General features: G+C 51.5%; 21 protein-coding genes. 14 read left to right on the forward strand and 7 right to left on the reverse strand.

Annotated elements, in window-relative coordinates; all coding sequences use genetic code 11:
* The first annotated feature begins 3 nt into the window (after window positions 1-3).
* The 5 genes from CIK94_RS12335 to CIK94_RS12355 all read left to right on the forward strand — a co-directional run bounded on the left by CIK94_RS12335 (window position 4) and on the right by CIK94_RS12355 (window position 6097).
* Window positions 4-909, forward strand: coding sequence for a ParB/RepB/Spo0J family partition protein (locus CIK94_RS12335; protein WP_094423206.1), 906 nt, complete (start codon window positions 4-6; stop codon window positions 907-909).
* A gap of 62 nt (window positions 910-971) precedes the next feature.
* Window positions 972-1745, forward strand: a complete 774-nt coding sequence (locus CIK94_RS12340; RefSeq protein ID WP_254046218.1) for a DUF5683 domain-containing protein — start codon at window positions 972-974, stop codon at window positions 1743-1745.
* Window positions 1746-1796: 51 nt separating this feature from the next.
* Window positions 1797-3098, forward strand: a complete 1302-nt coding sequence (locus CIK94_RS12345; RefSeq protein ID WP_094423207.1) for a lytic transglycosylase domain-containing protein — start codon at window positions 1797-1799, stop codon at window positions 3096-3098.
* Between the two features lie 33 nt (window positions 3099-3131).
* Window positions 3132-5417, forward strand: a complete 2286-nt coding sequence (locus CIK94_RS12350) for a bifunctional (p)ppGpp synthetase/guanosine-3',5'-bis(diphosphate) 3'-pyrophosphohydrolase (RefSeq protein WP_094423208.1) — start codon at window positions 3132-3134, stop codon at window positions 5415-5417.
* A 308-nt stretch (window positions 5418-5725) separates the two neighbouring features.
* The gene (locus CIK94_RS12355; RefSeq protein ID WP_254046073.1) at window positions 5726-6097 is read left to right on the forward strand and encodes an ACT domain-containing protein; all 372 of its coding nucleotides are present in this window, start codon (window positions 5726-5728) and stop codon (window positions 6095-6097) included.
* A 184-nt stretch (window positions 6098-6281) separates the two neighbouring features.
* Here CIK94_RS12355 and CIK94_RS12360 read toward each other — a convergent pair whose 3' ends face one another.
* From CIK94_RS12360 to CIK94_RS12370, 3 genes are all read right to left on the reverse strand, one after another.
* A complete protein-coding gene (locus CIK94_RS12360; protein ID WP_094423209.1) occupies window positions 6282-7520 on the reverse strand; it encodes a serpin family protein in 1239 nt (412 codons plus the stop codon).
* A 956-nt stretch (window positions 7521-8476) separates the two neighbouring features.
* Window positions 8477-8722 carry a hypothetical protein gene (locus CIK94_RS12365; protein ID WP_094423210.1) on the reverse strand — a complete coding sequence of 82 codons (246 nt, stop codon included), beginning with the start codon at window positions 8720-8722 and terminating at the stop codon, window positions 8477-8479.
* Between the two features lie 237 nt (window positions 8723-8959).
* Window positions 8960-9307, reverse strand: coding sequence for a MerR family transcriptional regulator (locus tag CIK94_RS12370; RefSeq protein ID WP_022310239.1), 348 nt, complete (start codon window positions 9305-9307; stop codon window positions 8960-8962).
* Between the two features lie 112 nt (window positions 9308-9419).
* Between CIK94_RS12370 and alaS the strand changes: the two genes are divergently transcribed.
* The 5 genes from alaS to CIK94_RS12395 all read left to right on the forward strand — a co-directional run bounded on the left by alaS (window position 9420) and on the right by CIK94_RS12395 (window position 15142).
* Entirely contained in the window at window positions 9420-12041 is a 2622-nt protein-coding gene (gene alaS, locus CIK94_RS12375) for an alanine--tRNA ligase (RefSeq protein ID WP_094423211.1), read from the forward strand.
* 541 nt (window positions 12042-12582) lie between these two features.
* A complete protein-coding gene (locus tag CIK94_RS12380; RefSeq protein ID WP_094423212.1) occupies window positions 12583-13188 on the forward strand; it encodes a hypothetical protein in 606 nt (201 codons plus the stop codon).
* A gap of 8 nt (window positions 13189-13196) precedes the next feature.
* The gene (locus tag CIK94_RS12385; protein ID WP_144008400.1) at window positions 13197-13958 is read left to right on the forward strand and encodes a hypothetical protein; all 762 of its coding nucleotides are present in this window, start codon (window positions 13197-13199) and stop codon (window positions 13956-13958) included.
* Window positions 13959-14160: 202 nt separating this feature from the next.
* Window positions 14161-14517 (forward strand): RHS repeat-associated core domain-containing protein, encoded by a 357-nt coding sequence (locus tag CIK94_RS12390; protein ID WP_254046219.1) that lies wholly within the window; start codon window positions 14161-14163, stop codon window positions 14515-14517.
* 16 nt (window positions 14518-14533) lie between these two features.
* Window positions 14534-15142 carry a hypothetical protein gene (locus tag CIK94_RS12395; protein ID WP_144008050.1) on the forward strand — a complete coding sequence of 203 codons (609 nt, stop codon included), beginning with the start codon at window positions 14534-14536 and terminating at the stop codon, window positions 15140-15142.
* Between the two features lie 335 nt (window positions 15143-15477).
* On the opposite strand, the gene CIK94_RS14505 is transcribed toward CIK94_RS12395, so the two are convergent.
* From CIK94_RS14505 to CIK94_RS14780, 3 genes are all read right to left on the reverse strand, one after another.
* Window positions 15478-15633, reverse strand: coding sequence for a hypothetical protein (locus CIK94_RS14505; protein WP_158216580.1), 156 nt, complete (start codon window positions 15631-15633; stop codon window positions 15478-15480).
* Window positions 15634-16027: 394 nt separating this feature from the next.
* On the reverse strand, window positions 16028-17095 hold the full coding sequence (locus CIK94_RS12400; RefSeq protein WP_094423215.1) for a Fic family protein: 1068 nt from the start codon (window positions 17093-17095) through the stop codon (window positions 16028-16030).
* Between the two features lie 464 nt (window positions 17096-17559).
* Window positions 17560-18735 (reverse strand): helix-turn-helix domain-containing protein, encoded by a 1176-nt coding sequence (locus CIK94_RS14780; RefSeq protein ID WP_254046220.1) that lies wholly within the window; start codon window positions 18733-18735, stop codon window positions 17560-17562.
* Between the two features lie 308 nt (window positions 18736-19043).
* Between CIK94_RS14780 and CIK94_RS12415 the strand changes: the two genes are divergently transcribed.
* Window positions 19044-20027, forward strand: coding sequence for a hypothetical protein (locus tag CIK94_RS12415; RefSeq protein ID WP_144008402.1), 984 nt, complete (start codon window positions 19044-19046; stop codon window positions 20025-20027).
* Window positions 20028-20261: 234 nt separating this feature from the next.
* Here the strand turns inward: CIK94_RS12415 and CIK94_RS12420 are convergent, their stop codons facing one another.
* Entirely contained in the window at window positions 20262-21800 is a 1539-nt protein-coding gene (locus CIK94_RS12420; protein WP_094384587.1) for a bifunctional GNAT family N-acetyltransferase/carbon-nitrogen hydrolase family protein, read from the reverse strand.
* Window positions 21801-21975: 175 nt separating this feature from the next.
* Between CIK94_RS12420 and CIK94_RS12425 the strand changes: the two genes are divergently transcribed.
* The 3 genes from CIK94_RS12425 to CIK94_RS12435 all read left to right on the forward strand — a co-directional run bounded on the left by CIK94_RS12425 (window position 21976) and on the right by CIK94_RS12435 (window position 26017).
* Window positions 21976-23733, forward strand: a complete 1758-nt coding sequence (locus CIK94_RS12425; RefSeq protein ID WP_094423217.1) for an alpha-L-rhamnosidase C-terminal domain-containing protein — start codon at window positions 21976-21978, stop codon at window positions 23731-23733.
* Between the two features lie 72 nt (window positions 23734-23805).
* Window positions 23806-24201, forward strand: a complete 396-nt coding sequence (locus CIK94_RS12430; protein WP_094423218.1) for a hypothetical protein — start codon at window positions 23806-23808, stop codon at window positions 24199-24201.
* 310 nt (window positions 24202-24511) lie between these two features.
* A complete protein-coding gene (locus tag CIK94_RS12435) occupies window positions 24512-26017 on the forward strand; it encodes a 2-isopropylmalate synthase (protein ID WP_094423219.1) in 1506 nt (501 codons plus the stop codon).
* Window positions 26018-26037 lie beyond the last annotated feature (20 nt).

Here is a 26037-nt window from a genome sequence, read left to right on the forward strand (position 1 = left end):
ACTATGCCTCCACACAAGAAATTCAACATATCGGGCAAAGGCACCGCGCTGGGACGCGGACTCGATGCGCTCATCTCAACCGAAGATGTAAGGACGAGCGGGTCGTCGACCATCAACGAGATTGCCCTCAACCAGATAGAACCCAACCCCAACCAGCCACGCCACGAGTTTGACCAAGAAGCTCTCGACGAACTGGCTACAAGCATACACGAACTGGGCATCATCCAGCCTATCACGCTGAGACAGGTGGCCGATGACAGGTATCAGATTATTGCCGGCGAGCGCCGTTGGCGTGCCTCCCAGCTGGCTGGGCTTGAAACCATTCCCGCCTACATCCGTACCGTCAACGACGAGAACGTGATGGAGCTGGCTCTGGTCGAGAACCTGCAGCGCCAGGACCTCAACGCCATCGAAATCGCTTTGGCCTACGAGCATCTGCTCGAAGGTAGCGGCATGACTCAGGAACGCATCAGCGAGCGCGTGGGCAAGAGCCGTACTGCCATCACCAACTATCTGCGTCTGCTCAAGCTGCCTGCTCAGGTCCAGATGTCGCTCCAGAAGAAAGAACTCGACATGGGCCACGCCCGCGCTCTGTTGTCGCTCGAGTCGCCTACCCAGCAGATTAAGCTCTTCAAGGACATCATCAAGAACGGTTACTCGGTGCGCAAGGTCGAAGAACTGGTGAAGCGCATCAAGAACGAAGAGCAGATGGACAATGACCAGAGCAACATACAGAAGAACCCGCTCAGCGAGAAGTTGGGCACGCTGTCCAAGCAGCTTTCGGGCGTACTGGCCACCAAGGTCCAGATGACCTGCACCAGTAAGGGCAAAGGCAAGATAAGCATCCCCTTTGCCAACGAGAGCGAGCTGGAGCGTATTCTGCTGATGTTCGACAAACTCAAAGGCTAATCAACGTGAAGTCATACACTAAGTTATATCTCATAATACTGGTGGTTTGCATGGCCATGACTATGCCCCTGACAACCGCTGCCCAAAGCCGGAAGACCGACTGGGGCACCACTCCCGCGCCGCAGAAGAAGGACACGGTCAAGGTGGTAAAGGGCACAGCCGAGGCGATCAAGGACACGGTCAAGGCTACCAAGGACGCAGAGACAGTTATCTCTACCAAAGGACTCACCACGCCCGACACTGCGCAGACTGTGCAGGCAGAGACGCCGCTGACCCTCACGCCCGACACGCTGACCCAGAAGAAGAAGAGAGACTGGAGCACGTGGCGCCCAGAGACCAAGCGCGCAATGTGGCTTGCCCTGGTGCTGCCCGGAGCCGGACAGATATACAACCGCAAGTACTGGAAGCTGCCCATCATCTACGGTGGTTTTGTAGGCTGTGCCTATGCGCTGCGCTGGAATAACATGATGTACAAGGATTATTCCCAGGCCTACATGGACTTGATGGACAACGACCCCAACACCCAAAGCTACAACAAATTCCTTTATTTGGGCAACCAAATAGATAACAGCAACAAAGAATATTACCAGAAACTGTTCAAGAACCGTAAGGACAGATACCGCAAGTGGCGCGACATGAGTGTCTTCGCCATGGTTGGCGTGTATCTGATATCCGTGGTCGACGCCTACGTTGACGCGTCGCTGTCAGAGTTTGACATATCGAGAGACCTGAGTATGAAGGTAAGTCCCGCAGTCATCAAGGAGCGCAGCGAATGGACAAGCTACAATCCGCTCAACTCGTCGGCAGTGGGGCTGCAGTGCTCGCTGACATTCTGAACTATCTCTGGGAAGACAAAAGACAAACAAGAAAAGATATCTTATTATATAATGAAGAGAATATATGCGATTATGACCGTTTTGGCCCTGTGTGGATGGAATACTACCCAAGCCCAAAACGTGGAAACTGAAATAACGGTAACAGACAAAGGAAAAGAAGAAGTAATCGAACTGCCGCAAGGTATGATCACAGAGGTTGACAGCCTGCTGCATCTGTATAACACCAAGACTTACATGAAGCCGGCGACAGACTGCAATGTGCCCAACGTCAATCCCATATATACCAAGGAGGAGTATATGGAGAGGCTCAAGCGCATCCCGTCGGTGATAGAAATGCCCTACAACGACATCGTCCAGACATTCATTGACCGCTACAGCAGCCGCTTACGCCGTTCGGTAAGCTACATGCTGGGCGCACAGAATTTCTATATGCCCATTTTTGAACAGGCGTTGGAAACCTACGGACTCCCCCTCGAACTCAAGTATCTGCCCGTAATCGAGTCGGCGCTTAACCCCAAAGCCGTATCGAGAGTCGGCGCCACTGGTCTGTGGCAGTTCATGCTCAAGACAGGCAAGAACTACGGACTGGAGGTCAACTCGCTGGTCGACGAGCGCCGCGACCCCGTCAAGGCATCCTACGCCGCAGCAAGGTATTTGAGCGACTTGTACAAGATATTCGGCAACTGGAACCTGGTGATTGCCGCCTACAACGCCGGACCTGAAAAAATCAACAAGGCCATTCACCGTGCCAACGGAAAAGCAGATTATTGGGAAATTTATCCCTATCTCCCCCAGGAGACGAGAGGCTATGTACCTGCTTTCATAGCCGCCAACTACATCATGACTTATTACTGCGACCACAATATCTGTCCGATGGAGACCGACCTGCCCGCCAAGACAGACACCGTGATGATAGACCGCGACGTACACTTTGAGCAGATAGCCCATGTGCTCAACATGGACGTGCGCCAGATAGAGGAGCTCAACCCCCAGTATCGCCGCGATATCGTCAACGGCACCTCCAAGCTGTCTGCGTTGAGGTTGCCATCGACCCAAATCACCCAGTTCATCGACAATCAAGACTCCATCTTCGCCTACAAGGCCCAGGACCTGCTGTCCAAGCGCGAGGAGGTGAAAGTCAACGACGACGTGCCCACCTACACCAAGTCGAGCAAAAGCAAGAGCCGACGAAAAGGCAGAAGAGGCAGAGGCAGCAGACGTGTGACCATCAAGAACGGCGATACGCTGTCTGAAATTGCACACCGCAACCACACCACGGTAGCCAAGCTCAAGAGGCTCAACAAGATAAGTGGAACCAACATCAGAGCCGGCAAGAAAATCAGAGTCAAGTAAACCCTCGTATATCAACCCTACAACCCTAAGGATATGGAAAGTCAGTTGCCTAAGACCAAAGAAGAACTGGAAGAGCAGATGGTAGACGATGCCTTCCAGCACCTCAAAGATACGTATCTCGCGTCGCGCCACCGCAAGAAAATAGATATTATCAACAAGGCTTTCAACTTCGCCCGCCAAGCCCACAAGGGCGTGAAGCGACTGTCGGGCGAGCCCTATATCCTGCACCCCATCGCTGTGGCGCAGATAGCCTGCGAGGAGATGGGACTGGGCTCGACCAGCATCAGCGCAGCCCTGCTCCACGACGTGGTCGAAGACACCGACTACACCGTCGAGGACATCGAAAACATCTTCGGTGCCAAGATAGCGCAAATCGTTGACGGACTAACCAAAATCAGTGGAGGCATCTTCGGCGACCATGCCTCGGCACAGGCAGAGAACTTCAAGAAACTGCTGCTCACCATGAGCGACGACATAAGGGTCATCCTCATCAAAATCTGCGACCGACTACACAACATGCGAACCCTCGAGTCGCAGCCCGCCAACAAGCAGTACAAGATAGCAGGCGAGACCCTGTACATCTACGCCCCCTTGGCCAACCGACTGGGCCTCAACAAAATCAAGACCGAGCTCGAGAACCTCAGTTTCAAGTTCGAGCACCCCGAGGAGTACGCCAACATCACCAACAAGCTCAACTTCACCAAGGAGGAGCGCGACAAGCTCTTCGAAGAATTCACCGCCCCCATCAGGCAAGCCCTCGATGCGGCTGGGGTGAAATACAAGATTATCGCCCGCGTCAAGAGCCCATACTCTATATGGAACAAGATGCAGACCAAGCACGTCACCTTCGAAGAAATCTATGACCTCCTTGCCGTACGTATCATCTTCACACCCAAGGTAAGGGAAGAGGAAATCAACGAGTGTTTCAAGATTTACGTCGCCATAAGCCGCATCTACAAGTCTCATCCCGACCGCCTGCGCGATTGGCTCAACCACCCCAAAGCCAATGGCTATCAGGCCCTGCACGTCACACTGATGAGCAAGCAGGGACGATGGATAGAGGTGCAGATACGCTCCGACCGCATGGACGAGATAGCCGAACAGGGATTTGCCGCCCACTGGAAGTACAAGGAGGGCAACGACAGCCAGGACGGAGATATCCAGGAGGACGAGGTGGAACTCAACAACTGGCTGCGCACCATCAAGGAGATACTCGACGACCCACAGCCCGACGCCATGGACTTCCTCGACGCCATCAAGCTCAACCTCTTTGCCTCAGAGATTTTCGTCATCACCCCCAAGGGCGAAATCAAGACCATGCCCGCCGGCAGCACCGCCCTCGACTTCGCCTTCCAAATCCATACCTTCCTCGGCAGCCACTGCATCGGTGCCAAAGTCAACCACAAGCTGGTGCCGCTGAGCCACAAGCTGCAGAGTGGCGACCAGGTCGAAATCCTCTCGTCCAAGGCACAGCACGTGCAGCCCTCGTGGATTAACTTCTGCTCGTCGGCCAAAGCCAAGGCAAAGATACAGGCCATCCTGCGCCGCGAAAACCGTGAAATCCAGAAGAAGGGAGAGCAGGTTCTGACCGACTGGATGAAGAAGAACGACTTCGAGCTTACCACCTCCAATCTGGACAAGCTCTGCGAGTATCACGACATGCAGAAGCACGACGACCTGTTCCTCGCCATCGGCGAGCGCACCATCCTGCTCGGCGAGAAAGACATAGACAAGCTCAACGAGAAAGACAAGAAGAGCACCTCGACCTCCAGCTGGCGCAAGTACGTGTCGTTCCTCGGCCTCGACAAGAAAAAGAAGAAGGATGAAGACGACACTGTGGAACCCGTCACCGTCAAGGAGGGGTTCAACAAGAAGAAGCCGTGCATTATCAACGAAGAGCACATCGGCAAATACTTCTTCCGCGACTGCTGTCACCCCATTCCCGGCGACGACATCCTGGGTTACATCGACAACAAGAACCATATCGAGATACACAAGCGCAACTGCCCCGTGGCGAGCCGACTCAAGACGAGCTACGGCAACCGCATACTCGACGCCAAGTGGGATATGCACCGGCTGATGTTCTTTGATGCGACCGTAGAAATCAAGGGTATCGACCGCAAGGGTATGATATTCGATGTGGCCAAGGTCATCACCGACGAGCTCGACATCAACATCCACCGCGTCACGGTCACCGCAGACGAGGGCATCTTCGACGGTTCGATAGAGCTTCGCGTCCACGACCGTAGTGATGTCAAACTCATCATGGACCGGCTCAAGAAAGTGGATGGCATACAGGAAGTGATGCGCATCAACTGATACTGCCGCCATGCCTGCCACAAGCGCACGCACAGGATACAGCAAGGTAAGACTCCACATCGGGTCTTACCTTTTTTTGTTGTCCTCCCAGCAGACGGGCATTGCCGCCTGCACGCCAGTCATTATCGCCACAGCCGCGCAGAGCCCATTCACGCTCGCACTGACCACAGCGGGTAGCTCGTAACATAAGCCACGTGGGCTCGTGTCGTATGAAACGTGGGCTCGTGCCTTACGTTACGTGTCCTGTACCTTACGTTACGAGCCAGCAACCATCATCACAGACACGACTATCCATGACCATTATTGCAATGTCTATCATAGCAGATGCCCAGATTGCACTGAGCAGCGCTCTCGCCCTGTTCGGCAGCGAGCCGATACCAGTGGGCATCCTCGTCGTCGCTCTGGCCTCCCCCCAGCCCTTCCTGAAAACAGAAGGCAAGATAGTACTGGCCGCGACCGTCGAAATCAAGGGCATAGACCGCAAGGGTATGAACTTCGATGTGGCCAAGGTCATCACCGACGAGCTCGACATCAACATCCACCGCTTCACTGTCACCGCCGACGAGGGCATCTTCGACGGTTCGATAGAGCTTCGCGTCCACGACCGTAGTGATGTCAAACTCATCATGGACCGGCTCAAGAAAGTGGATGGTATACAGGAGGTGATGCGCATCAACTGAGACTGCCGACGCGCCAGCCACTGACACGCACACAGGATATAGCAAGGTAAGACTCGCCATCGGGTCTTACCTTTTTATTCGGCAAGCCCCCATAGGCGGAGCCGTAGGGCTGACCTATGGGGGCGAGTACTGTGCAGACGGGGCTGCGGCAGCCATGCCGTCTTATCTCATTGTCTATTACCTTTTACAGCTTTACCACCTTACCCATAAAGAGGATGGCACCCGTGGTGTTCTCGCGGACGGCGTAGATGAAGGGGTGGTCGAAGGAGAGATTGGGCATAGGAGTCATAGCGCCGTCGATGCCAACCCCTGCCGACACACCTGCTGCCTTTGTGCCATTCTCATTTACATGGATGGCCACCTTGTGGGCGATGAGGGTAATTACGGTATTATTATATTCATTAATAACTTTAGGAATAGCAGCCCAGTCAAGTGAGGGCATACCCAAAGATTCCATCGCGCGCATAATGTTCTTCCAACTGGCCTCTGCCGAGAAGCGTGGAAGCCGAATGATAGCCATGCCCTTGGTCATCTGGTTGTGCCATCCCCACCAGTCGGCTTTCTCAATAATATCGTTCAGGTATTCCGACTTCTTGGGCATCACCACCATCATGCTGTAGTAGCCCTGTCCGTAAGGCATTTCCACCATCTGCAGCGAGTCGTCTTGATAGTGGTTCACCTCTTCCGTGTTGCACATGGTCATCACGTTGCGTTGGTTGCCATCAAGGCCATAGAATGGAAGGGCTTTGGATTCGGCGGCATTGAAAGGATTGGACCATTTACCGTCAAAATAGTTTGCATTTACTACAATGAATTCTGTTCTATCGTCTATACTCAAAGGGAAACTGGTGATAAGTCCTTTGGTGCTTTCCTTAGCCCATGCGTCAACCCGTTGCTGCATTGCTTTGGGATTGTTGCGAATATCCACCACGCTCAGGTTTGCCTTGTAATACTGATCCATCGTGCTCTTAAACCCAGACCGATAGGTATATTTCTTGTCCAACCAGGCGCTGTTGTTTAGGCCTATCTTTACATATTGGTCATCTTCGCCCAACTTGTTGAGCATAGCCAGATTCTCCTGGTTCAGACTCTCTATATCGTCATACCCCAAGGCTTCCACTATCTCTTTCGCCGCAACATCGTCAACGCCATTGGCCAGCATCGAGAGCACATACTGCATGCTCATGGGAGCCACGCACACGTTCTCACCCTGCTTCTCTGGGTCGGCCGAGAGCAAGGCCATCAACTTGTTGGCAAACTTGTTGCTCTGCTGTGCAAACTCGGTCTGCTGCACCTGGCTGTATGCCAGCGGTATGGGCTTCAGATCCACATCATTTCCACCGCCGTTTCCCTTGTCGTCGGTGCAACTTGCCATCGACACCAATAGCGCCGAAATGGCAAACATAGAAATCATCTTTCTCATAATCGCTTGATATTTATCAGTTAATATTATTTCTCTAATTTGAAGTATCTCCAGTTTGTGTGATATCCAAGAATATTACCTATCACATAATAGGTATCATCGGCATCCGAACCTAATGGATGGAAACTTAGATTTCATCCGAAATTGCCCTGGCAAGCATAATCTCGTTTGTAAGCCCTGCTTTCTCATACACTACAAGGATACTTGCAGCCGTCTATCACGAACAGGTGCTGCTGCACGATGCCAAGAAGGCCAACAAGGGCAGAAGCAGATAGATTTTTGCTTTCTTTGTCATAATGATGTCATTTTGAGTTTAGTCCAACGTTTCAGGTGTTTGGCTTCCTCCTTTGGGCAGCGTGGTCTGGTATATCGTGATGTGTTAGATAACTATGGTTATACTAATAGCGTTTGTAGGCTTTTACGGCTGTAAAGATATGAATAATAAGAGAAACCACAAAAAAGCAGAAAAATTCATTCTGTGACGAAAAAAAAGACAAAATGCTGAAACATCATGACTTATAAGGGTAATTGGTATGCTGTGCTTTATCCCAAATCGGTCATTAAGGCTTGCATGGATTTTACTTTAGAAGAGTGGATTTGGGTTGGGTTAAGCCACAGGTCTGATACTCTGATTGCCCATAACCCACCATCTTAATCCTAACAAACCACATAGCAGCAAGTTCCCAAGCAGCGGCAACTCTGAACCGCAGGTCACCGGCGCGGAGCGGAAAGGTAATGGAGTTGCGATTCCCCAGCCCAGGGTTGCGGGCGAAGCACGCTACCCTGGGTAGCTGACACCACTATTATAGCTACTCTGTAGGAGTTGCGCTTAGCCGTAGGCGTCATGTGTGTCTCGTGCGCTTCGATATTCTCTGGATATACTCGCATAAGAAGATACAAAAAGTCCGTAGGCGGTAAAAAAAGTCCGGCTTGCGCCGGTAGAAAAAGTGATTAGCTTATTTCTTGTCGATATATAACACCTCTTCTTCATTGCTCTCTTCGAAGAACCACACAAGCAGTTGTTTTTTTACCGCCAACGGCGGACTTTTTGAACGGCCAACGGCCGCTTTTTTTACCATGCCGGCTGTTGTCGCCATGCGGCGCATGGCGTTGGGGATGGTGGTGATGACAAGGAGGAAAACTCGTTTTCCAACTGGCGTCACCGCCGTCAACAAAAAGGCGAAGCCGACAACAGCCGCCATGGCTTTTTGTATTTATATCATCCTATATATTATGTCCTGCTGCAGGTAACGCCTACGGCTAATCGCAACTCCGTTACCTTTCCGCTCCGCGCCGGTGACCTTCGGTTCAGAGTTGCCCCTATCTACGACCAAGGCTGGACCCTACACGGTGGTAGCGTCCAGCCCTGGCTGTATCTGTGCGCCCGTTATGGGCGGCTGCGTCATAATAATATAATAAGGTGTACCCTCTCTCACCGCTCAGACCATTCCGCCGAGCTGGCGCTTCAGCTCCTGCAACTGCGAGCGCACGGAGATGAGCGTCTCGAGCACCTCGCTGCTGCGGTCGGCGCCCCGGCGGTTTTCGTTGAGCATCTTGCGGGCGGCGGCGAGCTTGAAGCCACGCACCTTGACCAGATTGTATATCGTCTTGAGCAACTCCATATCCTCGGCGGTATACTGGCGCACCTTGTTGAGCGCCTGGGTCTTCGGCTTGAGCTGTGGGAACTCCTTCTCCCAGTATCTCAGCGTGCTCTCGTTGACCCCCAACTGCTGGGCCACTTCCTTGATGGAGTAGTACAATTTCAGTTCCTTGTCCTTTTTAAGCATCTTACTTGTAGCTTTTTATTCCAATTTCTTGCAAAAATACTCAAAACTTGGTAACTTTGCAAGTGTTTTCATAAAATGTTGAATATTAAGCATAATAAAAAGCAAAATAAAGATGATGACAGCTAAAGAAATCCGCGACTCGTACAAAAAATTCTTCGAGTCTAAAGGACACGTTATCGTTCCGTCGGCCCCGATGGTAATCAAGGACGACCCTACGCTGATGTTTACCAATGCCGGTATGAACCAGTGGAAAGATATCATACTGGGTACCAAGGACCCCGAGCCACGCCGTCGGGCCGACACGCAGAAGTGTCTGCGCGTAAGCGGCAAGCACAACGACCTCGAGGAGGTTGGCCACGACACCTACCACCACACCATGTTTGAGATGCTGGGCAACTGGAGCTTCGGCGACTACTTCAAGGAGGGTGCCATCGACTATGCGTGGGAGTATCTCGTCGACGTGCTGCATCTCGACCCCAACGACCTCTATGTCACCGTCTTCGAGGGCTCACCCGAAGAGAATATCCCCCGCGACGAAGAGGCTGCCCGTTACTGGCTCAAGCACGTGCCCGCCGACCACATCATCAACGGCAACAAGCACGACAACTTCTGGGAGATGGGCGATACCGGCCCCTGCGGCCCCTGTAGCGAGATCCACGTAGACTCTCGTCCCCTGGACCAGCGTGGCGACGTGCCCGGCCGCGACCTTGTCAACAAGGACGACCCACAGGTCATCGAGATATGGAACATCGTGTTCATGCAGTTCAACCGCAAGGCCGACGGTTCGCTTGAGCCGCTGGCTATGAACGTCATCGATACCGGTATGGGCTTCGAGCGTCTGGTGCGCATGATGCAGGGCAAGCACTCCAACTACGATACCGACATCTTCCAGCCCATCATCAAGGAGGAAGAGCGCATCACCGGCAAGAAGTATGGTGAGAGCGAAGAGACCGACGTGGCTATGCGCGTAGTGGCCGACCACCTGCGTGCCGTGGCCTTCTCTATCGCTGACGGTCAGCTGCCGTCCAATGCCAAGGCTGGCTACGTCATCCGCCGCATCCTGCGCCGTGCCATCCGCTATGCCTATACCTTCCTCGGACAGAAAGAGGCATTCATCTACCGTCTGCTGCCCGTGCTCATCCAGGAGATGGGCGACGCCTTCCCCGAGCTGCCCGCACAGCGCGAGCTCATCGCCCGCGTGATGAAGGAAGAAGAAGACTCGTTCCTCCGCACACTCGAGAAGGGTATCAACATGCTGCAGACCGCCATGGACCAGCTCAAGGCTGAGGGCAAGAACCAGCTCGACGGCGTTCAGGCATTCCGACTCTTCGATACCTATGGTTTCCCCCTCGACCTCACCCAGCTCATCTGTCGTGAACACGACTTCACCGTCGACGAAGAGCAGTTTGACGCCGAGATGCAGAAGCAGAAAGAGCGCGCCCGCAATGCCGCTGCCGTAGAGAATGGCGACTGGGTCGACGTGGCCGAAGGCAACCAGCAGTTTGTGGGTTACGACTACACCGAATACGAATGTCACATCCTGCGCTACCGCAAGGTGACTCAGAAGAAGAACACCTTCTACGAGCTGGTGCTCGACTATACACCCTTCTATGGTGAGATGGGTGGCCAGGTGGGCGACACCGGCGTGCTGGTAAGCGAGGACGAGACTGTAGAGGTAATCGACACCAAGCGCGAGAACAACCAGTCTATACACATCGTCAAGGCTCTCCCCAAGAATATCAACGCACAGTTTATGGCATGTGTCGACACCGACAAACGTGCCGGCAGTGCTGCCAACCATACCGCTACCCACCTGCTCGACTATGCGCTCAAGCAGGTACTGGGCGACCACGTAGAGCAGAAGGGCTCGTATGTCAGTGCCAATACGCTGCGTTTCGACTTCTCTCACTTCCAGAAGGTTACTGATGACGAACTGCGTCAGGTTGAGCGTCTTGTCAACGACATGATACGCCAGGACATCCCTCTCGACGAGCATCGCGACACCCCCATGGAGGAAGCCAAGGAGCTGGGAGCCATCGCCCTCTTCGGCGAGAAGTATGGCGACCGCGTACGCGTGGTGCGCTTCGGTCCCTCATGCGAGTTCTGTGGTGGTATCCACGCCCAAAGCACCGGCCGCATCGGTATGTTCAAGATTGTAAGCGAAAGCTCGGTAGCCGCCGGCATCCGCCGTATCGAGGCACTTACTGGCAAGACTTGTGAAGAGGCTTACTACGCTCTCGAAGACAGCATGCGCCAGATTAAGGCTCTCTTCAACAACGCCAAAGACCTGCAGGGCGTCATCGCCAAGTATATCGAGGAGCACGACGCCATGAAGAAGGACATCGAGGCATTCCGTGCCCAGGCTGTAGAGCGCATGGCGAAGACTCTGGTAGAGAAGGCCGAGGTGGTCAATGGTGTCAACGTCATCAAGGCGGTCATCCCCTTCGAGCCATCGGCAGCCAAGGATCTGGTGTTCAAGATCCGCGAGGCTCTGCCCGAAAATCTGCTCTGCGTCATCGGCTCTACCGCCAACGAGAAGCCTATGCTCTCTGTCATGCTGAGCGACGACATGGTGAGCAACCATGACCTCAACGCCGGCAAGATGGTACGCGAATCCGCCCGCCTCATCCAGGGTGGTGGCGGTGGTCAGCCCCACTACGCCCAGGCTGGTGGCAAGAACCTCGACGGTATCTCTGCCGCTGTAGACAAGGTTATCGAGTTGGCCAATCTGTAAGCAGACATCTACTGAGTACATATAACGCAAGTGGCAGCCCATTCCGGCTGCCACTTTTTTTGTTACTCCGTCTGTCAAAGCCAAATCGGTCATTAGGGCTTGCTTGGTTTTTGCTCTTGCTTGACCACATCGGGACACGGCAGGCTTCAGCATATTATTTTCGCCCCCAGCCATCACTTTTCCCCCGATTTCCTTTGCGCGTGTGTACATTATTATTATATTTGCAATGTAAACATCTTAACCCCTGACCATGCGCCACCAGATTGTCATAATGCTGTTGGGGCTCATGACCACTCTGAGCCTCCCTGCTTTCGCCATTGCCGGAAGCAGAGAGAGTGACCACGCTACCCAACCCTACAAATACATTACTCTTATGGAAAAGGAAAAAGACTGGGTGCCCACTTTACCCGACCAATAAATAAAATTCTTAATCTCAAAAGTAGATAATATGTATAGGCTTATAACTTTTATACTTTTATGCGCGAATATATGCATCGCAGATATATTTGCCGCTACTGTAAAGGAGTGTGAAGTGGACAGTATGTACAACGACACGCTCATCGTAGGCAAGAAAGTGATATGCGGGCAAAATATCTATCCACAAAGAGATGATGTCATAACTGCGTGCTTGGCACACGAAAGAAGATTATACCTTGTAGGGAAGTTGAAAGACACTCTTCTCGTCATCACCGATGCCCCTGCTCTTTTTTCTAATGATGCATTCTGCGATGTCAACTTCAAGCATTTCAAGAGCCTATACTATAAATGTATCAAGAAAAAGCAGGGGAAGACACGGTATGTACATGTAGTCAACAAAACAGACACTTTGATATTCAAGAAAAACGACAACAAGTCCAGCTACAGTTTGCAAAGAGGAATATCAAATGGTCGTTGCTTATCATGCACATTTATTTATTTTCCAAGCAACGTTTCCAAGCTGATGTATTTTTTCAGCCTGTCGTTCAAAATCGACTTTGATAAAATATCCCATGTCATTATACGCCCCCTCAAAAATGACGAACGCATTTGGTACTCAAAATACGACATTCCCATGAATAGTTCAAAAAGTCTATTCCATGAAATTGTCTTAGATAAAGATCAAAACGAAATAATAAATGAAGATATATATATGACAACTTTCAAATAGTATTCATTATGAGATACTCATTTTTATTAATCACACTATTGGTTGCTGGTATCAGCAATTTGTGGGGATTCACGCCACACCCGCCATGTGAAAAAGACACTCTCCTGTTTTCACAAGGCCCTTATTATTCATGCGATAATGCTTGGCATTATCCCAAAATAGGGGTGCGTATCTTTCCGAAATACGACTCCTTTGAATATGCAGTTCTGGCACGTTCGTTGGGATTGTACCTTGTTGGTATTGTGAAAGATACTATGGTTGTCGTCACCGACAATCGCAAATACTACTATAACAACTCGCTGCAGAATTTAACGACGAAAGAATTGAAGAAACGCTATAAAAGCAAGTTCAAGATAGACATACAAGATAGGTATGACCGAGCAGATTATGCCATACTAACCAATAAGACAGACACATTGATTTTCGACCGCTCTGGGGAAGATGAACTGTTCGACCTACTCGCTGGAAGCGTAGAGGGAAAGTTCTGTGACACGGACGATCTGCAGGCTGGTGTATATTGTGCCAATATTGCTTCGGAGTTAGGTTTTGTATGGGATGACAAATACCCAGTAAAACACATAGTTATAATGCGTGCCGGAACCGAAGGGAATACGTGGTATACTAAATATGAGATAGGACACAGACCGTTTTTAGATAAAGAAGTATTCATTCCCCTATTCTATGATACTATTTTGTTGAACCTGGATCATGACAGCAGTGGAAAATCCTTTGTCAAGCGCATTGGAATAAATTGGTGTAACTGGGAGTAGAGTCTCTATAAAGATTATGATTTCCATGACGCGGATGAGTAGCTTTGGCCTCGAGCAGGCTACATCTATATTATTCTCTCCCCGAGCCATCACTTTTCCCGCAATTTCCTTTGCGCGTGTGTACATTATTATTATATTTGCAATGTAAACATCTTAACTCCTGACCATGCGCCACCAGATTGTCATAATGCTGTTGGGGCTCATGAACATACTGAGCCTCTCTGCTTTCGCCAATGTCGAAAGCAGAGAGAATGACCACGCCACCCAACCCTACAAATACATAGGCAAAGAGCTCGACCGCCCCCACGGCCTCGACTGGTACGACCACGGTGCCCGCCACTACGCCCCCGTGACGGGACGATGGAACGCAGTGGATGCCTTGGCGGAGAAAGACTACGCATGGTCGCACGATGAGCGTGCATCATACGCAGATGGTTCACTCTCAGAAAAAATGGGAGGACTACCTGTTCTTATCGTGGGGCATGACGGATATACACGAGGATTTATTTATAATGATAGAGAAATAGAATTGGTTAGGAATGGAGTGCAAATCTATTAAGGGGAAGAGTAAGAATATGTCTAAAAGGGCTTTAAGAGTTTTATTGACTTTGTTTTTTGCATTTGTGATGATGCTATTGGTTGGTTGTAAACCTACTTTGGTAGGATTTAAGCGTGTTTACGGAGATGGCATAGAGCTAACTGAAATAAAACAGAACGACTCGATTATTAGTATCATAAATGACTATATAAAACGGCACCCTAAATACAATACCTTTGTCTTGAGTCGTCCCATCTTGCTGTCTTGGGATGATAGTATTGTATTGAAGGGTCTCATCTTAGGGCCAGGGTACCGTCCTCTTTATGGGCGACGAGAAAAATTGGATACACTATGGTTACATGGGAAATGTGTGATATGCTTTGACTCCATCAGCGATAGAGACCTGTACTATAAAGAAGGCTTTGTAGAGTACAAGAAAAAATACAAAAATGTACAAGATATTTATATACAAAGCAATGGATATGTCGTTGATGGTGAACTTTATAATTATATTTTCCGGTCTATCTATATAGACAGAAAGGATGATAAGTTAATAGTAAATACAAGGCCAGACACCCTGTTCTTACCAATATTTGAGAAATCAAATATTAGATTCACCTGTCCTAACCCAAGTTTCGCACCTTAGAATTATTTTTAACCCAAAGCGGTCATTAGGCCGTTTGGGGTTGAAGGTATCTTCGGCTCTCAGGGCAGCGCCTTGCCATAGTCCCAGGAGCCGTACCTTGTGTCCATTGTGCCTTGCGCTGTTCTACGACAAGGTTGTGGGTTGGCCAATCTGTAAGCAGACATCTCCTGAGTACATATAACGCAAGTGGCAGCCCATTCCGGCTGCCACTTTTTTTGTTACTCCGTCAATCAAAAGTATCTTCGGCTCTTGGGGCTACGCCTTGCCATAGTCCCAGGAGCCATACCTTGTGTCCATTGGGCCTTGCGCTGTACTACGACAAGGCTGTGGGTTGGCTAATCAGCCCAAATCCATCCATTCTCGTCAGGCTTTACTTTGTCATAATCTTCTGGCTTGGCGAAAGGAATGGACTCAGTTGACCCTTGCATAATCGCTACTGTTCCGATGTTGATGACTTGGACGGCGGGTTTCTGATAATTTTTCTTCTCCATAATTACTAAGGTTTAATTCATTATTTATTACTCAAGTGTTACATTTGCGGCACAAAAGTAGGAAGAAGAAACGAGAATGGCGTGTAGCTTTGCCGTTTTAGGTGTGGCTTTGCGTCATTTTGGGTGTAGCTTTGACAGAAAGGCTACACCCATTTTGACCCAAAAAGCCCTTTCCGCCACGCAGAAAGGGCTGTCCGTTTATCCCAAACATGTATAAACCCCTTTTACACCAGTAGGATAAAAATATACTATTTATAGAAGAAACACACCTAATGGGTAGAACAAATACCATGCCCACCATGATTTTGCGACATCACACAAGAAGCGCTTCAGTTCGTTTGAGTATTCATGTCAAGTATTTCCATGAATCATACGTTTATACGTGATTTGTGTTTTATACTGATGGGGTGATAATTAGTCTCCAAGAATTATCTTTCTCTGTACGAGCTATATAGCCTTTGTCTGTAAGCAGTCGCAATTGCTTGTTTACCGCTGTAAGACTGATACCGGCAGCCTCTGCCAATTGAGGTATAGTGCTATTCGGCTGCTCATACATGCGATTCAGTATTATGCTGGTGGTTGCACTACGGAATTTTACACGTTCGCCATCAAACCACCATACATTATCTCCGCGCTCAGTCAGGAACTGTATGTCGTATGATACCTCGTCAATAAAGAGATTCGTAAAATAAGTAAGAAACTGTTGGATGTCACGCTTTGAAGCATATGCGCCAAGTGAAGGTGCTGCACCGACAGTCAGGTCTGTACGATGCAATGCCTCTAAATATTCTTTTTTCTTACGGCTACGCACTACTATCATAGGGTAATCATGGCGAGTGAGGATGTAATTGACCATCAATCGAGCAATACGTCCATTGCCATCTTCAAATGGATGAATACGAATGTAGCGATAGTGGAATATTGCGGCAAGCTCTATTGGAGTGAACTTTCCCGATCTTTCTGCATCGTTGTACCAATCTACCAAATCGCTCATCAAAGCAGGAGTCTCTTCAGGCGTTGCATACTCGAATTGGTCACCATAACGAGTAATGACGGAATTGGGACGAGTTTTGTATTGCCCGGCATGAATGACGTAGCTCGTCTGAACACCTCCAGGCAGTGTGCGATATACTGTGTAATCCTCACGCAAGAGGGTCTTATGTAATGTTCGTATAAAATGCTGCGTCAAAGGAGTCTCTTTAAGTAGAGCCTCCTCCTTCATCATTTTTAGACCAACATTGCTGGCAGTCATTTCGTGTACATCACGAACATCAGCCTCGCCAACAATCTTTCCGAACATGAGCAAGATCTCTGTCTGTCCATAAGTCAGTGTATTACCCTCAATGTGGTTGCTGTTATAGTTGAAATCAATTGTGAATCGACGGCTAAGCATCTCTCTGTCTCTATCAGACAAAGGCTGCAAAGCGTTCCACTCATTCATTACATCTTCTATTTTTTTCATATATGCGCTTTTTGCAAGAAATCACATTAAAAGGTGTATGTCATCAACCTTTATCGGGTGTAAAGTTACAAAAATTTCCCTCAAACAATAGCAATATAACACATAAAAAGGTGTATTCTAATAACCTTTTTTAGCATTATTCGTTATTCTTGTGCTATTTCATCCGGCATTTTTGTGGTACTTTGTTTTGGTGATGCAATGTATCGTGCGTGTGCGTATATATTATAATGAGTAATCTGACAAAACAAGATTTTCATATTTGCTATCCATAGATAACAATACACAAATCTATATACCTTCTGCTGAATATACTATTCGTTTTATTGTTTCCTATTTCAGTTTGCCTTAACTGCCCTTAATAGATTTCCAAGACGTTCACGTGTGTCTGTAAATTACAGATACACTATACTGTTTATATTCGATAGGTGGGGGGTATAGGAACCATTGGGCTGTCGGCTCTCGGCTTACTGCCGTTTCGACAGACCGTCGCGCCACGCCGTAGGGGTACATCCCTCCTTGGCTTTGAAGATGCGGTAGAGCTGGGTGCGCGCAGAGAAGCCACACTCGGCAGAGATGGCGTCGTTGCTATAGTCAGGATATTCGCGCATCATATCCTTCGCCACCTGAAAACGTATTCCGCTAAGCCATACGCGGAAGGTGCGGTGCTGACACTGGTCAAAATACTGGGTGAGGTCCCTCTTAGAGATGCCCACGCTGCGCGAGAGGGTCAGCAGGTTGGCTGCGCTGTCCTTGTAGCCCATGTTGGCACACCAGTCGTCGAGCCGCTGCTGGATAAGGGTGCATCGCTCGGCAGAGAGCATAGCATGCCGGTCGTCGGCAATGGCCTCGCCCGCCACGGTCTGCTCCATAGCCACCGTCGGGGTCTGCTCCACAGCCACGGCGACAGCCTCTGGCTCAGCGTCTTTCTCCTCCTCGCTGTCCAAGAGTTCGTCGGTGGGCACATAGCTGTTGCCGAGCGAGATGAAGTTGACGATAAAGAACAGGAAGGCCAACAGCCCCAGCGGGCCTATTATATATAATAAGGTGGTGGAAAGGATGGCTGCCGGTATGGCAAGCGCAGACACGCAGACGATGAAGACGCTGGCTCGCGAGTAGCGCACGTAGGGCATTATGTCAGAGGCTGCCATCGTCTCCAGCATGCGCCGGCGACGCAACATCTCGCGCAGGATGACACCCACGCAGTACACGTTGCCGATGACATAGAAGAAGAGCATGACGTAGAGCCACAGCCCGATGTGGAAGCTGCCCGCACGCCAATAGCCGATGCCGAAGACAGCCAGGATAATCAGGTAGATAGCCGAGCAAACCACCGTCATGCGGCGGCTGAACAGCTGTGTCGCCTCGACATTGTATATAGCCTTGGAAATCAGCATGAAGCACGGCGTGTAGACCAGCATGTTGACCACAGCCCCGAGGTCGTCGCCCGCGACCCTGATTTTCATCGCCATCTGCAGCAGATAGTGTGCGCCCAATACCAGTAACGCCAGAAACAGCATCCACCGCGACCGCTCAAAACGACGGTTGCGCCAGTGCACATGCAGACTGCTGAGCCCGAGATAACCGGCGCTCACCAGCATGAAGACGAAGCAGGCGAACTGAAGTAGATATAGTTTGTCCATGTTACCTATGCAGTTAATTAAGTCATTCTTTATATGTCCCAACATGCAAAATTAGAAAAAACAACCCAAACAACCATCGCAAATGACCATTTATTTTTAATGTTTTCGGCAAACTTGGCTCTCGGGCGATACCTTGCTGCCGCGAGTTGATGACAAATACGAGTGTAATCGTTAAAATCGCCATAAAGGAACGCCCAAAAACAAATAACAGGCTCATTTCTATCGCAATTCAGTCCAAAATGATTACCTTTACATCCAAATATAAACCATCCAACCCTGCCAATGGCAACTTTATAAGTTACAACACTATGAAACAATTACTATCCCTACTCCTTCTCATGACCCCGTGCATGATTACTGCACAGGTGAAAGTAATCCCAAGTGACACTTTACCCTCGGAAAGAAAGCCTGTGTATCAGTATGACTCTACTGACATTTCTACCATCCACCCTGAAAAGTATATCGGGCAGAAGGTAATACTGTATCAGAACAAGGGAGTATTGCGGTATGGATGGGACAACAAAACCTATAATGCCCCATTGTTTACATATTTCGAGATAACCGGGTTCAAGGCACCACAGACTTTTCAAATGAAGAGATGTGACAATGGTGATGAATGTAGCTTTGATTTCTTCGGCAGTGGCGTCAAACCTGTTATGGCTGTTGGATATTATGAATCTATTGCCAAGGCAAGAGACAAGAGTCGATGGATAATAGAAGGCAAAGATGGAGTCTGGCAGATTATCGACACTTGGCTTGGTGAAGGAGGCATCCGACATAAACTCAAGATGGTCGGAGACACACTATCCATAAGCCTCCATACGCTATGGGGGCAAAAGAGCTATGCCCACTATGTAGACATGATGGACAAATATCGCAACAACGAATGGGTCGTGGACGAGAACAACAGCTATGGGTGGGTTGATACGATAAAAGTCATCAACGGTACCCCTTACCTGGTATTCAAGGACGGCAGAAACAAGACATATACATTTGATATGAGCAGAGCACAAGGTCGTCATTACATCAGTATTGGTGACTTGCCATTCTTTACAAAATCAGATGGCGTCAAGTATACTCACAAATACGGCATTACCCGATGGAAACAGATTCTTGGTGGTGACGTAAAGATAGGTTTTACCAAAGAGATGGTAGCATTATCAATAGGTTATCCCAACCAATCGGCGTCAAAGACCAACGCCTACGATGACATGGACATTTGGGAGTACGGCACAGGATTGGAAACCATCGTATTCAAGAACGGCAAGGTTTGTGAGATATGGAACAAATAATGTAAGGGCAACTCATCGTTCGATGCCACGCCTTTCTGCACGCTCAACGCAGTACTATTGGCAGCCCATACACACAACCAAGCCACCCCTTCACCGCCTACATCCCTTGCCAATGGGCGGCAGCGCATCCCTCTGGAATGGGAAACCGGCGAGAGCGGCATCGGCGGTAGCACCCATGCAAAAGGGCACAGTCTCATGACCGTGCCCTTTTCCATTATTCTTAAAGCGGTTATCCTACTTCTCCTTCTTCATACGCAGCTCGTAGAGGTCTTTGCGACGGTCGCGCAGATTGCGCACGCTGCCATAGGTATGCAGCTCGTTGAGCAGCGTCAGGTCACAGTCGGCCACCAGTATCTGCTCCGTGCCAGGCGTAGCCATGGCTCCCTTACCGTCGGTGGGGAAGGCAAAGTCGCAGGGGGTAAACACAGCCGACTGGGCATACTGGATGTCCATGTTGTGCACACGGGGCAGGTTGCCCACACTACCCGCAATGGCGACATAACACTCGTTCTCCACGGCGCGAGCCTGGGCACACACCTTCACACGAGCATAGGCATTCTGCGTATCGGTGTTGAAGGGCACGAAGAGTATCTGCATGCCCTCGTCGGCCATGAGGCGCGAGAGTTCGGGGAACTCCACATCGTAGCAGATTAGGATGCCGATGCGGCCACAGTCGGTGTCAAAGGTCTTGACCTCGTCGCCGCGGCTCAAGCCCCAGCTCTTCTGCTCGTCGGGCGTGACGTGTATCTTCTCATACATGTCATACGAACCGTCACGGCGGCAGAGGAAGCCCACATTGTAGAGACCGCCGTCGGCCTTGACAAAGGGCATGCTGCCGGTGATGATGTTGATGTTGTAACTGATGGCCAACTCGACGAAGCGGTCGCGTATCTTCTCGGTATACTGCGCCAGTCCGCGTATGGACTGCGCCTCGCCCATATCATTGAAGCGCGCCATAAGCGGTGCGTTGAAGTATTCGGGGAAGAGCACGAAGTCACTCTTGTAGTCGCTCACCGAGTCGACGAAGAACTCCACCTGCTCGAAGAGGTCGTCCAGATCCTTGTAGGGACGCATCTGCCACTGCACCAGACCCAGTCTCACCGTAGGCCGTTTCTCCACATACGAGTCGGTGGCAGGCTGGTAGTAGATGTTGTCCCACTGGAGCAGCGTGGCACAGTGTTTGGACTCTTCGTCATTGGGCAGATAGTTGCGGATGACGCGGCGCACGTGGAAATCATTGGACAACTGGAACGTAAGCACCGGGTCGTAGATCTCGCGCGAACGCACCTTCTCTATATATTCCTTCGGGCGCATGGTGTCGGCATACTTGTAGTAGTTGGGTATGCGACCGCCAAACATAATGGCCTTCAGATTGAGCTTCTCACAGAGTTCCTTGCGGTATTCATACATGCGGCGTCCGAGTCGCAGCCCGCGATAGTCAGGATGGATAAACACCTCGATGCCGTAGAGGATGTTGCCTTGCGGGTTGTGGGTGTTGAAGGTCTCGTTGCCCGTCACCTTGGCATAGGTGTGGTCGCCCTTTACCATATTATAGTCTACGATAATCGAGAGGGCACAGCCTACAATCTTGTCGTCGACCACTATCACCACCTGACCCTCGGGGAAGATGGTTATGAGCGTCTTGATCTGCTCGTGGGTCCAGAAGACATCGTGGTCGGCATAGATGCGCTTGAACGATTTGGCCAGCTGGTCATAGTCTTCCATACGCAGGTTGCGCAGTTCCACTTTATTGATTTTGTGAGTCGTTTCCATAAAAACACTATTTACCTTGATGATATTAACGGTGCAAAAGTAGCAAAAAACCACCACATATATCGCAATTTCAATGGTTTTAACGCCCGTCGGGGTTATTTTTGGACGTTTATATTGGCTGTTAGTGGGTTTTTGCGTAACTTTGCATCCATCAACGACCACTAAGACCACCACTATGCATCGCATCGTTATCCTGCTATCCACCCTCTGCTGCGCCGTCACGCTGATGGCCCAGCCCGCTCTTCCCCCCGTTTTCGCCCAGACCGACGCCGCCCGCATGCGCGCCGACGCCATCACGCGTGTCTACCTCGCCCCGGTGAGGGTGATGCAGAGCCACGGCGCCACCCGCCCCGACGTGCTCACCCGCATCACCAACGGCCAGACCGAACTGGGCCGCAACGGCATGTGCCTGCTCTCCAGCGCCGAGGGCGACACCGCCTCTATCACGCTCGACTATGGGCGCGAGCTCCACGGCGGACTCCGCCTCACCCTGGGCAGCAGCAGCCGCCCCGAGCCTTCGCTCGTGCGCATACGCTTCGGCGAGTCGGTGCAGGAGTGTATGAGCGACACCCGCAACACCAAGCCCTGCGTGGGCTATTCCACCGACGACCACGCCAAGCGCGACATCGTGGTCGAGATACCACGCGACGGACAGATGGAGATAGGCAACACGGGCTTCCGATTTGTGCGCATCGACCTGCTGCGCACCGGCGTCACCGTAGCCATCAAGGAGGCTGCCGCCATCTTCCGCTATCGCGACCTCCCCTACGTGGGTTCGTTCAGTTGCAGCGACAGCAGGCTCGACTCCATCTGGCTCACAGGAGCCTACACCGTACAGCTGTGCATGCAGGAGTTTCTCTGGGATGGCATCAAGCGCGACCGCCTGGTGTGGATAGGCGACATGCACCCTGAGGTGGCCACCATCAACGCCGTCTTCGGCTACTCCGACGTGGTGCCCAGATCGCTCGACTTCGCCTGCAGTGAGTTCCAGCTGCCCCGCTGGCTCAACAACATTCCCGCCTATTCGCTCTGGTATCTCATCATACAGCACGACTGGTGGATGCACCATGCCGACAGAGCGCTGCTGGAGCGCCACCGCGACTATATCACCCAGCTCGTAGACCAGATAGACCTCACCGTCGACAGCGTGGGCCGCTTCCGCGCCAATGTCTTCCTCGACTGGCCGTCGAGTGCCGACAAGGCAGGCGTGCGCATCGGAGTCCAGGCGCTCACGGTGTGGAGCATGGATGCCGCAGCCAAGCTCTGCCACATCCTCGGCGACTCGGCACGAGAGGACAAGTGCCGCGCCGTGGCCCGACGCATCAGCAGCCACATCGCCACCCCCAAAAAGCTGCGCCAGGCGGCTGCGCTCATGGTGATAGCGGGCTGCATGGACGCCGGCGACATGGCTGAGCGCTATATGCACGGCATCGGCGGCTTCTCCACCTTCTATGGCTACTATATGCTCGAAGCCCTGGCACGCGCGGGCCGCTACGACGACGCGCTCGACGCCATCAGCCGATACTGGGGCGGCATGCTCGACCTCGGAGCCACCACCTTCTGGGAAGACTATGACCCGGCGTGGGGCAGCAATGCCAACCGCATCGACGAGATAGGCAACCCCGCGCGCAAGAATGTACATGGCGACTTCGGAGCCTACTGCTACCCGGGCTTCCGTGGCAGCCTGTGTCATGGCTGGGCTTCGGGCCCCACCGCCTGGCTGTCGCGCCACGTGCTGGGGTTTGAGGTAGTCCAGCCGGGATGCCGCACCCTGCGCATACGTCCGCATCTGGGTCATCTCGACTGGGCCGAGGGCTCCTACCCCACCCCCTATGGCGCCGTCAAGGTAAGGCACGAGCGCACCGCCGGCGGCCACATCAAGACCACCATCCTCGCCAAGCCGCGCGGCGTCAAGGTCATCACCGACAGATAAGCCCCCACCCCGCTGCCCACCACCGCGGCAACGCCCGAGACTATCTTGGCAACGCCCGAGACCAACTTTACAATGCCCGAGACTATCTTGGCAACGCCCGAGACTAACCTGGCAACTCCCGAGACTATCTTGGCAAGAGCCGAGACCAACTTTACAACGCCCGAGACTATCTTGGCAAAAGCCGAGACCACCCAGAAGCCTGGAGAGATGACATCAGCGCCGTCTCTCCAGGCTTCTGCTTTGTCCGAGTGCGTCTACATCCTGACGGCAAAGCACGAAATAGTGGTTTCGGGCTTTGCAACGACGATTTCCTACCACGAAACCATGAAATCAAGCCACGAAACAAGATTATCCGTCATCGCGGGCATGATAGCATTGACTGCGCCGACTTTGTCGACTAAAGCGCTGTCTTTTAGCATAAAACCGACCGCTGCAGCGTACGCCGCGAAAGTCACAGAATTGGTCTAAGAAGTCGCAAATGGTAACAATTTATAATTATTTTAATAAAAAAGACGCCGAATTGTTTGCATTATTGATTTTATTCTTTAACTTTGCAATTGGTTAAACGTAATCCATTACACAGATGATGAATACTATTATTATTAGCAGCCTAATTATTCTACAGCCGACAGTTGTAGGTGAAGAGGCGTGCGTGGCAACATGATAATAAAGCATCCATCGAGAGACAGAGCCTTTCCACTTACAAGTGAGAAAGGCTTTTTCATTTTCAGGACAACCCAAACCAACGGTAAAAGCAAGTATAAAAACAAGTAGAGTTATGAGCGAGAGATTATTTGTATTCGACACCACCCTGAGAGACGGCGAGCAGGTTCCCGGATGCCAGCTCAACACCGTCGAGAAGATACAGGTGGCGCGCCAGTTGGAGCAACTCGGCGTCGATGTCATTGAAGCAGGCTTCCCGGTATCAAGTCCCGGCGACTTCAACTCAGTGATAGAGATTTCAAAGGCAGTGACCTGGCCCACGATATGTGCGCTGACACGCGCCGTGGAGAAAGACATAGACGTGGCAGCCGACGCCCTGAGCTACGCCCGCCACAAGCGCATCCACACAGGCATAGGCACCAGCGACGAGCACATCCAGTACAAGTTCAACAGCAACCGCGAAGAGATACTGGAGCGTGCTGTGGCGGCGGTGAAGTATGCCAAGCGCTATGTAGAGGATGTGGAATTCTACGCCGAAGACGCCGGCCGCACCGACAATGAGTATCTCGCCCGCGTGGTCGAGGCTGTCATCAAGGCGGGAGCCACGGTGGTAAACATCCCCGACACCACCGGCTACTGTCTGCCCGAAGAGTATGGCCGCAAAATCAAGTACCTCATGGAGCACGTGGACCACATAGACCGCGCCATCATCTCTACACACTGCCACAACGACCTGGGCATGGCCACAGCCAACACCCTGAGCGGTGTGCAGAACGGCGCGCGCCAGGTCGAGGTGACCGTCAACGGCATAGGCGAACGCGCCGGCAACACAGCCCTCGAAGAGATAGCCATGATACTCAAGTGTCATCGCCAGATGGGCATCGAGACCAACATCAATACGCGCCGCATCAGCGCCACCAGCCGCATGGTGAGCAGTCTGATGAATATGCCCATCCAGGCCAACAAGGCCATCGTGGGGCGCAACGCCTTTGCCCACTCCAGTGGCATCCACCAGGACGGAGTGCTCAAGAACGTGAGTACCTATGAGATTATGGACCCCAAGGATGTGGGCGTCGACGACACGTCGATAGTGCTCACCGCCCGCAGTGGCAGGGCTGCCCTCAAGCACCGTCTGAGCGTGCTGGGCATAGACTACGACGACCCTGGGAAGCTGGACAAGGTCTACGAGCGGTTCCTCCGTCTGGCCGACAAGAAGAAGGAGGTAACCGACGATGATGTGCTGATGCTGGCGGGTGCCGACCGCAAGGACTCCCACGCCATCAAGCTCGACTTCCTGCAGGTTACCACCGGCATGGGCGTGAGAAGCGTCGCCAGCATAGGCATCGACATCTCTGGACAGAAGTTTGAAGAAGCCTCGACCAGCAACGGCCCCGTAGACGCTGCCATCAAGGCGCTCAAGAAGATAATACTCAAGCAGATGACGCTCCGCGAGTTTACCATCCAGGCCATCAACAAGGGCAGCGACGATGTGGGCAAGGTACACATGCAGGTAGAGCACGACGGACATCTCTACTACGGTTTCGGAGCCAACACCGACATCGTCACCGCTTCGGTCGACGCCTATATAGACTGCATCAACAAGTTCAAGACCGCTGGCTGACTGTAGCCAGAGCACAACCT

Origin of the sequence: Prevotella sp. P4-51, from assembly GCF_002251455.1 — a bacterium.
Classification (GTDB): domain Bacteria; phylum Bacteroidota; class Bacteroidia; order Bacteroidales; family Bacteroidaceae; genus Prevotella.